The organism is Burkholderia sp. Tr-862 (assembly GCF_011753085.1).
GTDB lineage: Bacteria > Pseudomonadota > Gammaproteobacteria > Burkholderiales > Burkholderiaceae > Burkholderia > Burkholderia ambifaria.
This window is the reverse complement of sequence record NZ_VWWG01000069.1, coordinates 23,402-34,668: the sequence shown is the minus strand read 5'-3', so window position 1 is coordinate 34,668 and position 11,267 is coordinate 23,402. Positions and strand designations below refer to the sequence as shown.

Sequence of the window (11,267 nt, the reverse complement as noted above, 5' to 3'; positions counted from 1 at the left end):
CCCGCGCGCCCGCCCGGATTCGGTGCGTGCACAACGGCGTCGGGTGCGGCGCGCGGGGTCGGACTTCGATATACTCGAAGCGACATCACCGCCCCGCGCGCCACCCGCGCGCCCGCTTCCGTGAAACCACGAGCCGGCCTGATCCTCGAACTCTTCGTCAACCTGGTGCTGCCCTGGGTCGCCTACCGGGTCGCGCATCCGTATTTCGGCGAAACCGGCGCGCTGTACGCGTCCGCGATTCCGCCCATCGTCTGGTCCATCGTCGAATTCATCCGCTCGCGCCGCGTCGATGCGGTGGCCGCCGTCGTGCTGCTCGGCATCGCGCTGTCGATCGCCGGCATGGCGCTCGGCGGCAGCGCGCGCACGCTGCTGATGCGCGAATCGCTCGCGTCCGGCACGATCGGCGTGGTGTTCCTGCTGTCGCTGTTCCGCGATCGCCCGCTGATCTTCTACCTCACCCGCGCGACGATCGCCCGCGAGATGGCCGGTGGCGCCGCGCGTTTCGAGACGGTGTGGGCCGAGCAGCCGGGGCTGCGCCAGATGCTCCGGCTGATGACCTTCGTGTGGGGCGCGTGCATGACACTGGAGATGCTGCTGCGGCTGTGGATGGTCGTCACCTGGCCCGTCGAGCGCGTGCTCGTCGTGTCGCCGATCATGGGTTACACGGTGTTCGGCACGCTGCTGCTGTGGACCTTCTGGTACCGGCGGCGGATGCGCGAGCGCAACAGCGTCGACATCCCGACCCGCGACGGCGTCACCGAGATCGCCGGCCGCTGACCGCCCGCCCCGCCCACCCGGCGCGGCCGGCCCGGCGGCACGTCACGGTCGTTGGGGTATGATGCGCGGCGTCTCGTTCGACCCATGCATCGCCCCATGTCCCTTTGGCTTCTCCCGTGTGCCACGATCTGCCTCGCGCTGTTCGCTGCCGCCGCGTTCGCGTGGCAGCGCCCGCTGCACGGCCCGAGCATCGCTGTCGCGGCGCTCGGTTATGCCGGCGCGCTGGCGTTCGGCAAACTCTCTCCGATCGTGCTCGCGCCGCTCGCGCTGCTCGTGGCCGCCGCCTGGGGCGTCGCGCCGGGCCGCCCGCTCGCGGTGCGGATCGCCGCGCACGTCGTGTTTGCCTCGCTCGCGATCGCGCTGAGCCTGCACCTGATTCCCGGCTTCCACAATCCGCGCGTGATCGAGCCGACGCGCTTCACGCCGGACGCCGTGCCGTTCACGATGTACCTGAATTTCGACAAGCCGCTGGTCGGCCTGTGGCTGCTGTGGGTGCTGCCGTGGGTCATGCCCGACGTCCCGCCGGCGCGCGCGCTGCGCACCGGTGCCGTGGCGTGCATCGCAACGGCCGCGGTCTGCCTGGTCGGCGCGCTCGCGTTCGGGATGGTCGGCTGGGCGCCGAAATGGCCGGCGTCCGGCTGGATGTGGCTCGTCAACAACGTGCTGCTCGTCACGCTCGCCGAGGAAGCGCTGTTCCGCGGCTACGTGCAAGGCGGGCTCACGCGCGTGCTCGGCCGCTTCGGCTGGGGGCCGTGGGTCGCGCTCGCGATCGGCGCGCTGCTGTTCGGCGCCGCGCACGCGGCCGGCGGCTGGCACTGGGTCGTGCTCGGCACCGTGGCCGGCATCGGTTACGGCCTGGCATGGCGGCGCGGCGGGCTGCTTGCATCCGCGCTCGCGCACGCGGGGCTGAACGTGATCCACTTCGGATTGTTCACTTACCCGATGCTCGCCGCCGCGCGCTGAGCGCCGCGTAGAGCGGCGGCGCCCGCCGGTTTCGGCCGGTTGAACTCAGTTGAAACCGGCCACCGCGTGCGGCACGTATGGGCCTTCGAGCGCCGCAATTTCGTCGTCCGTCAGCTTCAGTTCCAATGCGCCGAGCGCATCGTCCAGATGATGCGGCTTCGAGATGCCGACGATCGGCGCGGTGATGCCGCGCTTGTGCGCGACCCACGCGAGCGCGACCTGTGCACGCGGCACGTTGCGCGCGGCGGCAATCGCCGCGACGGCCTCGACGATCGCGCGGTCGGCATCGGCCGTCGCGTCATAGAGCCGCTGGCCGACGTCGTCGCTCTGCTGCCGGCCGGACGACTCGTCCCAGTTGCGCGTCAGCCGGCCGCGCGCGAGCGGGCTCCACGGAATCACCGCAATGCCCTCGGCCTCGCACAGCGGCAGCATCTCGCGCTCCTCCTCGCGATACAACAGGTTCACGTGGTTCTGCATGCTGACGAAGCGGGTCCAGCCGTTCTGCGTCGACGTGTGCAGCGCCTTCGCGAACTGCCACGCGAACATCGACGACGCGCCGATGTAGCGCGCCTTGCCGGCCTTCACGACGTCGTGCAGCGCCTCGAGCGTCTCCTCGATCGGCGTGCCGTAATCCCAGCGGTGGATCTGGTACAGGTCGACGTAGTCGGTGCCGAGCCGCTTCAGGCTCTGGTCGATGTCGGTCATGATCGCCTTGCGCGACAGCCCCGCGCCGTTCGGCCCCGGCCGCATCCGGTAGAACACCTTGGTCGCGATCACGACGTCGTCGCGCTTCGCGAAGTCGCGCAGCGCGCGGCCGACGATCTCTTCCGACGTGCCGTCCGAATACATATTCGCGGTATCGAAGAAATTGATGCCGGCCTCGATCGCGCGCTGGAGGATCGGGCGGCTTTCCGCTTCCGGCAGTGTCCACGGATGCGTGCCGCGCGACGGCTCGCCGAACGTCATGCAGCCCAGCACCAGCTTCGACACGTCCATCCCGGTCGACCCGAATTTCACGTATTCCATCGCTCGCCTCGTCATTGAAGTGGGGTTGCGGCCGGATGCGCGCCACGCGTCGGTGCACCGGGCACGGACGCCGGGGCGTGCATCCGCCGGACGTCGCATGGTATCCCGCGGCGCGCAAACGTGTCGCGGCGCGCTCGCGCGCCGCCGGGCAAGGTCGGGTCGGGTTGAACAGACGAACGCGACCCGCGGCCCGCACGCATCGCGCGGGGCCGGGCTCGGTCACACGTCGACGGTGGAACGAATTACTTGATCTGGTCGGCGAGCGGCCGCAGGAACTCGGAGAACCCGGTCAGCATGATCTGCACGCCGATGCACAGCAGCAGGAACGCGGACACGCGTTTCGCGACCTTGGTGCCTTCGATGCCGAGATAGCGCGACAGCAGCGCGGCGCGGCTGTAGGTCAGCCAGATCACGACCGCGACAAGCGCGGAGACCGAGATCGACACGATGCTCGACAGCATGAATTCCGACAGCTTGTGCGTGCGGTTCGCGTTCAGCGCGATCGCGGTGGCGATCGAACCGGGGCCAACCGTCAGCGGCACGGTCAGCGGGAAGAATGCGCGGGTCATGATCGCGTTCGCGTCGATCGGCTTGACCGGCGTGTCGCCACCGCCCGGGCCGTCCGGCTCGTTCAGCATCTGCCAGCCCGCGACGGCGACCGCGAAGCCGCCGCCGATCCGCAGCGCTTCCATCGAGATGCCGAAGAAATGCAGCACCGGCGTGCCGGCGAAGAACGCGACCAGCAACACGATGAAGGCGTTGAACGCCACCTTCTTCGCGAGCAGGTTCCGTTCGTGCTCGGTCAGCGCCTCGGTGCGTTCGAGAAACAGGAACGCAATGCCGATCGGATTGATGATGCCGATCAGGCCGGTGAAACCGAACAGGATCTCGGAGATAAGGCGGTCGACGATCATCGGGGCGAGGAAACGATCAGGGCTGGGGCCGGCGGCGCGCCGGAGGTCACGCATTGTAGAGCAAGCGCCCGCGCCCGAGACGCAAATCGCGAACCGGGCCCGGCGGCCCGCGCCACAGCCTCAATCGGTACCCGGCTCCCACGCCGGCGGCCGCTTCGCGAAGAACGCGGCGAAGCCCTCCTTCGCTTCCGGCGTGGCCCGCACGCGCGAGATCGTCTGCGCGGTGAACGCCGCGCGTTCGTCCGACGGCGGGTACTCGCCGATCTCGTCGAAAAAGCGCTTGATCTCCATCAGCGCGTTGGGCCCGTTGCGGCTCAGCTCCGCGAGCGTCTTGTCGAGTGCTGCGTCGAGCGCGTCGAGCGGCACGGCCTGGTGGATCAGCCCGATCGCGACGGCTTCGCCGGCCGCGAGCTGCGTCGCGGTCAGCGCGAGCCGGCGCGCCTGGCGCTGGCCGACCGCTTCGACCAGATACGGGCCGATCACCGACGGCAGGATTCCGAACCGTGCCTCACTGACCGAAAAGCGCGCATGATCGCTCGCGATCACGATGTCGCAGGCCGCGCACAGGCCGACGCCGCCGCCGAACGCGTGGCCCTGCACGCGGGCGACCGTCGGCTTCGGGCACTGCCGGATCGCGCGCATCATCGCGGCGAACCGCTCGGCGTCGCGCAGGTTCGCGGCCGCGTCGTTCGCGCTCGCGCGCTGCATCCACTGCAGGTCGGCGCCGGCGCAAAACGCGCGGCCGTCCGAGCGCAGCACGATCGCGCGCACGTCGTCGCGCCGGCCGAGCGTCGTGAACGCGTCGGTCAGCTCAGCGATCATCGTCTCGTCGAACGCGTTGAGCACGTCGCCGCGCTGCAGCGCGACGGTCGCGATGCCGCGCGCATCGACGGCAACGGCCAGGGTCTTCAATCCATCCATCGAACAGGTTTCCTCGGGGTAGAACAGGGAACGGCCAAAGTCAGGCGGCCTGCCGGCGGTCGATCACGCGCCGGGCCTTGCCGGTCGCGGTCGCGGGAATGCCGCCCGCGGCGAGCACCGTCACGCCGGCCGACACGCCGATCATCGTCTTGATCCGGTGCTGCAGCTCGCGCGCGATCGCCGCGCGCTCGCCGTCGGCCACGCATGCGACGGCCTCGGAGCGCAGCTCGACCGCGAGGTCGAGCCGGTCCATATGGCCGTCGCGCGAGATCGTGACCTGGAACTGACCCGACAGCTTCGGCTGCGCGACCACGATTTCCTCGATCTGGCTCGGGAACACATTCACGCCGCGCACGATCAGCATGTCGTCGGAGCGGCCCGTGATCTTCGCGAGCCGGCGCATCGCACGCGCGGTCGGCGGCAGCAGTGCGGTGAGGTCGCGCGTGCGGTAGCGGATCACCGGCATCGCTTCCTTCGTCAGCGACGTGAACACGAGCTCGCCCTCGCTGCCGTCCGGCAGCACTTCACCGGTCACGGGATCGATGATTTCCGGATAGAAGTGGTCTTCCCAAATCACCGGGCCGTCCTTCGTCTCGACGCATTCGCACGCGACGCCGGGGCCCATCACTTCCGACAGCCCGTAGATGTCGAGCGCGTCGATGCCCACGCGCGTCTCCACTTCCTCGCGCAGCGCCTGCGTCCACGGCTCCGCGCCGAAGATGCCGATCTTCAGCGACGACGCGGCCGGGTCCATCCCCTGCCGCACCATCTCGTCGATCAGGTTCAGCATGTACGACGGCGTGACGAGGATGATCTTCGGCTCGAAATCGCGGATCAGCTGCACCTGCTTCTCGGTCTGCCCGCCCGACATCGGCACGACCATGCAGCCGAGCCGCTCCGCGCCGTAATGAATCCCGAGGCCGCCCGTGAAGAGCCCGTAGCCGAACGCGTTGTGCAGCGTGTCGCCCGGGCGGCCGCCGGCCGCGCGGATCGAGCGCGCGGTCACGTTCGCCCAGGTGTCGATGTCGCGCGCCGTGTAGCCGACCACCGTCGGCTTGCCGGTCGTGCCGCTCGACGCATGCACGCGCACGACCTGCTCGCGCGGCACCGCGAACAGCCCGAACGGATAGTTGTCGCGCAGGTCGTTCTTGGTCGAGAACGGGAATTTCGCGAGATCGGCGAGCGTCTTCAGGTCGTCGGGGTGCACGCCCGCCGCGTCGAACGTCCGACGATAGTGCGGGACGTTGTCGTACGCGTGGCGCAGCGACCACTTGAGGCGCTCGAGCTGCAGCGCCTGCAATTCGTCGCGGCTGGCGGTCTCGATCGGCTCGAGGGCGGCGGCGGGATGCGTCGGGTGAGTCATCGGGGTGCTCCTCCAGTGGAGTGATGTCGTTATCGTGATCGGGGTGAGGAGGCCGCCGGCTAGCGGAACGTGCGGCCGGCCGCGTGCAAGGCGGCGAGGCGCGGCGACACGCGATAGCGGTCCTCGCCGTAGCTCGCCGCGAGGTTCGACAGCACGCGATGCACGCGGCCGATGCCGATCGCATCGGCCCATGCGAGCGGGCCGCACGGGTAGTTCACGCCCTTCTCCATCGCGAGATCGAGATCGGCGGGCGAGCACACGCCCTGGTTGACCGTGTCGGCCGCCTCGTTCGCGAGCATCGCGACGGTGCGCATCGCAACCATGCCCGGCACGTCGGCGACGCCGACGACGCGGAAACCGGCTTGCTGGAACAGGCCGACCGCATCGGCGTAGGCGGCGTCGCCGCACTGGAGCGCGCGCGTCAGCGCGACCAGCCCGGCCTGCGCGTAATCGCGCGCGAGATCGACGAGCACGAGATCGGCCACGCCGGTTTGCGCGGCGCGCGCCGTCGCGGTACGGCCGTCGGTCAGCGCGATCGACGCGCGGCCGGCCACGGCGAGCAGTTCGTCGGCATGCGCGCCGTTGCGCCGCGCACCCGCGATGCGTTCGGCGAAGCGTGCATGCAGCGCGGCGGCCGGGCCGTCCTGCGCGAACAGCGCGACGTCGGCCGGCGCGTCGCGCGGCGCTTCGAGCTCCGGCGCGGGCGGCGTCGCGCCGTCCGCATACGAATAGAAGCCGCGCCCCGACTTGCGCCCGAGGAAGCCCGCGTTCACGAGTTCCTGCTGGATCAGCGACGGCGTGTAGCGCGGATCGTTGAAGTACGCGCGGAACACCGACTCGGTCACCGCGAAGTTCACGTCGTGGCCGATCAGGTCCATCAGCTCGAACGGTCCCATGCGGAAGCCGCCGGCTTCGCGCATCACCGCGTCGATCGAGGCCGGCGTGCCGCCCTGCTCGTTCAGCACGCGCAGCGCCTCCGCGTAATACGGCCGTGCGACGCGGTTCACGATGAAGCCCGGTGTCGACTTCGCCATCACGGGCTGCTTGCCCCACGCGGCGGCGGTCGCATACAGCGCCTGCGCGACTTCCGGCGCGGTCGCGAGCCCGCTGACCACCTCGACGAGCGCCATCAGCGGCGCCGGATTGAAGAAATGCAGGCCGGCCACGCGCTGCGGCGCGCGCAGCCCGGCCGCGATCGACGTGATCGAGATCGACGACGTGTTGGTCGCCAGCACGCAGGTATCGTCGACATGGCGCTCCAGCGTTGCGAAGATCTCGCGCTTCACGTCGAGACGTTCGGCCGCCGCCTCGACGATCAGCGCGGCGCCAGCGAACTCGGCCAGCGCGCGCACCGCGCGAATCCGGTTGCCGGCCGCGTCGGCCTGCGCCGGCTCCATGCGCCCCTTCTCCGCGAGCCGCGCGAACTGCGCGCGGAGGCCGGCGAGCGCCTTGTCGCACGCCGCCTCGTTCAGGTCGTACAGCAGCACGGTATGACCGGCCGCCGCGGCGACCTGCGCGATGCCCGCGCCCATCGCGCCCGCCCCGATCACGCCGACGACCGCCGACGGCGCCAGCGCGCCCGAATTCACCGAATGTGCAGAAGAACCAGCCATCGCTTGCGATCCGTCAATGAAGTGGAAGTGCGAGCGATTATAAACCGACCGGTCGGTAGATTTATGTCAGGGCGAGCCCGAATTTGTCATGCAAGAGAGCGTTACGGAAACTGCAAAGACAAAAAAACGAACGATTGGGGCACTTTTTGCAAACAGAAAGGTCAATGAAAGCGTTCGAATATGAGATAGCGACCCCCGAACGCCTGATAAAATTCGACAAATCGCCGGATTCCAGGGGAAACCGCGTGTCACACCGCCGCCCATCGCCCGCCGCCCTTTCGAGGCCGGTTCCGAACTGCAGGGCCGCCTGCCGGCACGTCCACGCGCCCCGCCATCGGCACCCGGTCGCATCGAACCGTTTTCATCCAGCGACGGGCTTCGGTCCGCCCGCGCCCCTCGCCGCCTCATGGCGGCGAACCGGAGGCAGCACCGTTCCACGCTGCCGCCCATCAGCATCATCGTCCTCGTTCGGCGGATTATCCGGCCGGGCTTCGTCAATCCGTGACGGCGCGTCGCGCGCCGTCACTCGCATAGGAAAACCGTCCATGCCGATCTCGTCCAACCAGCTCCCGCGCTGGACCCTCTGGGCCCCGCTTGCCGCGTGGCTGGTACTCGCGCTGTCGCGCGTCGTGCCGGCCGAAGGCCTCGTCATCGCAGTGTTGGCCGCCGCGCTCGCCGGCGCCGTGTTCGCCGCCGTCCACCATGCCGAAGTCGTCGCGCACCGCGTCGGCGAGCCGTTCGGCACGCTCGTGCTCGCGGTCGCCGTGACCGTCATCGAAGTCGCGCTGATCGTGTCGGTGATGCTCGGCGCCGGTCCCGAGAAATCGGGCCTCGCGCGCGACACCGTATTCGCCGCCGTGATGATCATCTGCAACGGCATCGTCGGCCTCTGCCTGCTGGTCGGTGCGTGGAAGCACGGCGAGCAGGACTTCCAGGGGCGCGGGGCGAGCAAGGCGCTCGCGGTGCTGGCGTCGCTGTCGGTGCTGTCGCTCGTGATGCCGAACTACCTGAACGCCGCGCCGGGCCCGTTCTTTTCGAAATCGCAGCTTGCGTTCGCCGGCGTGTCGTCGCTCGTGCTGTACGGCGCATTCGTCTTCGTGCAGACCGTGCGTCACCGCGACTACTTCCTCACCGAGCACGACAGCGCGAACGAATCGGTGCACGCGGCGCCGCCGAGCGGGCGCACCGCGCTGATCAGCCTCGTGCTGCTGTTCGCGAGCCTCGTCGCGGTCGTGCTGCTCGCGAAGCTGCTGTCGCCGGCCGTCGAGCATGCGGTGATGAAGCTCGGCGCGCCCGAAGCGGCGGTCGGCATCGTGATCGCCGCGCTCGTGCTGCTGCCCGAAGGGCTCGCGGCCGTCACCGCCGCACGCGCGAACCGCCTGCAGACCAGCATGAACCTCGCGCTTGGTTCGGCGCTCGCGAGCATCGGGCTCACGATCCCGACCGTCGCGGCCGTGTTCATCTGGGTCGGCCAGCCGCTCACGCTCGGCATCGGCGCGATGGAAACCGTGCTGCTGGCGCTCACGCTGCTCGTTAGCACGCTGACGCTCAGCCAGGGGCGCACGACGGTGCTGCACGGCGTCGTGCACCTGTCGCTGTTCGCGGCCTACCTGTTCCTGTCGATCACTCACTGACCCATCAATGCGCGTGGCCAGGCGGATCACCTCCGTCGGGCCGCGCACACTTCCTCACGTCCCTTCACCTCCGTTCACGCCACGCCGCCGCTACCGGACCGGAATCACGAGATGCTGGCCTGCCAGGATCAGGTTCGGGTTGGCAAGGTTGTTGCGGCGCTGGATCTCGCGAAAACGCTGGCCGCTGCCGAGCTTGCTCGCCGCGATCAGGTTCAGTGTGTCGCCCGCCTTCACCACGTACGTGTGTTCGCCCGACGCGGCCGCGGTCGTCACCGTCTGGTCGCTGACGAAGTACTTGCGCAGCAGGTCGAGATACTGCGGCGATTGCTTGAGCTTCGCGATCGCGGCGTTCAGGTAGATCAGCAGGTCCTGGTCGTCGGCGCGCACCCCGATCTTGTATGCGATGTTCGAGCCGTCGAGCTTGGTCACCGCGAACTTCAGGTCGGTGCCCTTGATCGAGCTGACCGCGAACGGATAGTCGTAGATGAACGCGTCGACCGCACGGCCGTCGAGGCTCTTCGCGAGGAACGCCGGATCGGAATCGTCGACCTCGACGAACCGCACGTTCGGATACTGGCGCGTGACGAACGCACGCACGTCCGGGTCGCCTTTCAGGATGCCGACCGTCTTGCCGGCCAGATCGTCGGCCGAGCGGATCGCGGAGCCCTGCCGCACGATCAGTGAATAGCCGAAATCGTCGACGTACGGCACCGAGTAGACGACGCCCGCCGGCGTGTTGTCCGCGAACGTCAGCCCGTCCATCGCGACGTCGACGACGTGGTTGCCCTTCGCGTCGGTGTCGAGCAATTGCTTCGGCACGCCCGGGTACGTGTCGACTTCGTGACGCGTATCGACGACGACCGGCTTGCCGCCGTGCGAGAACGACGGATCCGCGAACAGCAGCCGCGCGAACTCGACGTTGAAGCCATGCGGCGCGCCCTTGTCCTCGCCGAAGAACGGCTCGCTCGGGTTCTGCACCGAGATCCGCACGATGCCGTTTTCGGCGATCGATTTCAGCGTGCTGGCCTGCGGCGTGAAGCCGGCCGGCACCACGTTGCCCGAGGCCGACGGCTGTGCGGGCTGGCCTGCGTCGGCCGACTGCGCGGACGTCGCGCCCGGAGCTGCATCGTGCGCGTGAATCAGTGTCGACAGGCCGCCCTGATGGACGATCCAGACGCCGACGAGCACCACCAGAAACGCAATTGCGCCGAAAAGTTTTTTCATGGTTGCGTGCCTGCGGGAAATTATTGTTGTTTCGACGGCAACGCGGCGGCGTGTGCCGCGTCGGGGCCGGGCACGGCCGCGGGCGTGCCGTTCATCACCGCCTGCTGCTGCGCCTGCTTGACCTCGGGGTTATCCATCAGCGACGTCTCCATTTCGGAGAACGCCTTGTTGACCGAGCGCATCACCGAATCGACGGCCACGTCGGTCTTGATCTGCTCGAACGTGTCGGATGCCTGCCGGCCCGCGAGCTTGTTCATTTGCTGCGCCGCCTGCGACATGTCCCACATCGCCTTCGCGCGATCGATCGCCGATGCGAAATTCTTCAGCTCGGCCTGTACCTGCTTGTAGCGGCCTTCGCGAAACGCGAGCAGTTGCTTCATCGTGTCGAGCTGCGACCGGAAGCGCGGCGCGTCGTCCGGATATTGCTTCTCGAACAGTTCCGTCTTGTTCTCGAAGTTCTTCACCTCGGTGCGAAACGCGGTGATGCTGTCCGCGAATTTCTGTGCCGCCTGGCGCTTTTCCGCGAGCTGGTTGATCAGTGTCTCGATCGGATTCGACTGCGCCTCCTCGACGATCATTTTCACCTTCTGGTTCGCGAACTTCATCGCGACGACCGGCGCGAAATAGATCGCGCCGAGGCCGATCACGGCCGCCGTGATCAGCGCGATCATTCCCTTCAGGATGAACAGCGCGGCCGGTGCCGCGATCGCGACGCCAGCGATGATGATCGCCCACTTGATCAGCTTGGCCTTGCCACTCCCCGAACTGCCGTTTGCTTCATTCGAAAGCTGCGACATGAGTTTTTCTCCTTGAACCTCGAACCGAACTGCTT

10 protein-coding genes are annotated in these 11,267 nt (G+C 68.4%); 3 read left to right on the top strand and 7 right to left on the bottom strand.

The features are described from left to right. Positions 1-120: 120 nt before the first annotated feature. Together F3J14_RS19260 and F3J14_RS19255 are read left to right on the top strand one after the other, a co-directional pair. The gene (locus F3J14_RS19260; RefSeq protein ID WP_166724368.1) at positions 121-777 is read left to right on the top strand and encodes a VC0807 family protein; all 657 of its coding nucleotides are present in this window, start codon (positions 121-123) and stop codon (positions 775-777) included. 96 nt (positions 778-873) lie between these two features. Further along, positions 874-1,740 (top strand): CPBP family intramembrane glutamic endopeptidase, encoded by an 867-nt coding sequence (locus F3J14_RS19255; protein WP_166724367.1) that lies wholly within the window; start codon positions 874-876, stop codon positions 1,738-1,740. Between the two features lie 45 nt (positions 1,741-1,785). Here the strand turns inward: F3J14_RS19255 and F3J14_RS19250 are convergent, their stop codons facing one another. The 5 genes from F3J14_RS19250 to F3J14_RS19230 form a co-directional block, all read right to left on the bottom strand. Next, complete coding sequence (locus F3J14_RS19250; RefSeq protein ID WP_126225509.1) at positions 1,786-2,766, bottom strand: aldo/keto reductase; 981 nt, start codon at positions 2,764-2,766, stop codon at positions 1,786-1,788. A 242-nt stretch (positions 2,767-3,008) separates the two neighbouring features. Next, a complete protein-coding gene (locus F3J14_RS19245; protein ID WP_166724366.1) occupies positions 3,009-3,680 on the bottom strand; it encodes a MarC family protein in 672 nt (223 codons plus the stop codon). A 120-nt stretch (positions 3,681-3,800) separates the two neighbouring features. Next, the gene (locus tag F3J14_RS19240; protein WP_166724365.1) at positions 3,801-4,601 is read right to left on the bottom strand and encodes an enoyl-CoA hydratase-related protein; all 801 of its coding nucleotides are present in this window, start codon (positions 4,599-4,601) and stop codon (positions 3,801-3,803) included. Positions 4,602-4,641: 40 nt separating this feature from the next. Further along, positions 4,642-5,964, bottom strand: a complete 1,323-nt coding sequence (paaK, locus tag F3J14_RS19235) for a phenylacetate--CoA ligase PaaK (protein WP_166724364.1) — start codon at positions 5,962-5,964, stop codon at positions 4,642-4,644. A 59-nt stretch (positions 5,965-6,023) separates the two neighbouring features. Then, positions 6,024-7,577: a 3-hydroxyacyl-CoA dehydrogenase gene (locus F3J14_RS19230; RefSeq protein WP_166724363.1), complete on the bottom strand. Its 1,554-nt coding sequence runs from the start codon at positions 7,575-7,577 to the stop codon at positions 6,024-6,026. 545 nt (positions 7,578-8,122) lie between these two features. Here F3J14_RS19230 and F3J14_RS19225 point away from each other — a divergent pair. Beyond that, positions 8,123-9,211, top strand: a complete 1,089-nt coding sequence (locus F3J14_RS19225; RefSeq protein ID WP_166724362.1) for an ionic transporter y4hA — start codon at positions 8,123-8,125, stop codon at positions 9,209-9,211. Between the two features lie 90 nt (positions 9,212-9,301). Here F3J14_RS19225 and F3J14_RS19220 read toward each other — a convergent pair whose 3' ends face one another. Beyond that, the gene (locus F3J14_RS19220) at positions 9,302-10,435 is read right to left on the bottom strand and encodes a transporter substrate-binding domain-containing protein (RefSeq protein ID WP_166724361.1); all 1,134 of its coding nucleotides are present in this window, start codon (positions 10,433-10,435) and stop codon (positions 9,302-9,304) included. 20 nt (positions 10,436-10,455) lie between these two features. Further along, complete coding sequence (locus tag F3J14_RS19215) at positions 10,456-11,232, bottom strand: hypothetical protein (RefSeq protein WP_166724360.1); 777 nt, start codon at positions 11,230-11,232, stop codon at positions 10,456-10,458. Positions 11,233-11,267 lie beyond the last annotated feature (35 nt).

What these genes read in the sequence shown, in the direction of transcription:
- F3J14_RS19255 (WP_166724367.1), top strand. Translation starts at nt 874, where the DNA reads ATGTCCCTTTGGCTTCTCCCGTGTGCCACGATCTGCCTCGCGCTGTTC.
- F3J14_RS19250 (WP_126225509.1), bottom strand. Translation starts at nt 2,766, where the DNA reads ATGGAATACGTGAAATTCGGGTCGACCGGGATGGACGTGTCGAAGCTG.
- F3J14_RS19245 (WP_166724366.1), bottom strand. Translation starts at nt 3,680, where the DNA reads ATGATCGTCGACCGCCTTATCTCCGAGATCCTGTTCGGTTTCACCGGC.
- F3J14_RS19240 (WP_166724365.1), bottom strand. Translation starts at nt 4,601, where the DNA reads ATGGATGGATTGAAGACCCTGGCCGTTGCCGTCGATGCGCGCGGCATC.
- paaK (WP_166724364.1), bottom strand. Translation starts at nt 5,964, where the DNA reads ATGACTCACCCGACGCATCCCGCCGCCGCCCTCGAGCCGATCGAGACC.
- F3J14_RS19230 (WP_166724363.1), bottom strand. Translation starts at nt 7,577, where the DNA reads ATGGCTGGTTCTTCTGCACATTCGGTGAATTCGGGCGCGCTGGCGCCG.
- F3J14_RS19225 (WP_166724362.1), top strand. Translation starts at nt 8,123, where the DNA reads ATGCCGATCTCGTCCAACCAGCTCCCGCGCTGGACCCTCTGGGCCCCG.
- F3J14_RS19220 (WP_166724361.1), bottom strand. Translation starts at nt 10,435, where the DNA reads ATGAAAAAACTTTTCGGCGCAATTGCGTTTCTGGTGGTGCTCGTCGGC.
- F3J14_RS19215 (WP_166724360.1), bottom strand. Translation starts at nt 11,232, where the DNA reads ATGTCGCAGCTTTCGAATGAAGCAAACGGCAGTTCGGGGAGTGGCAAG.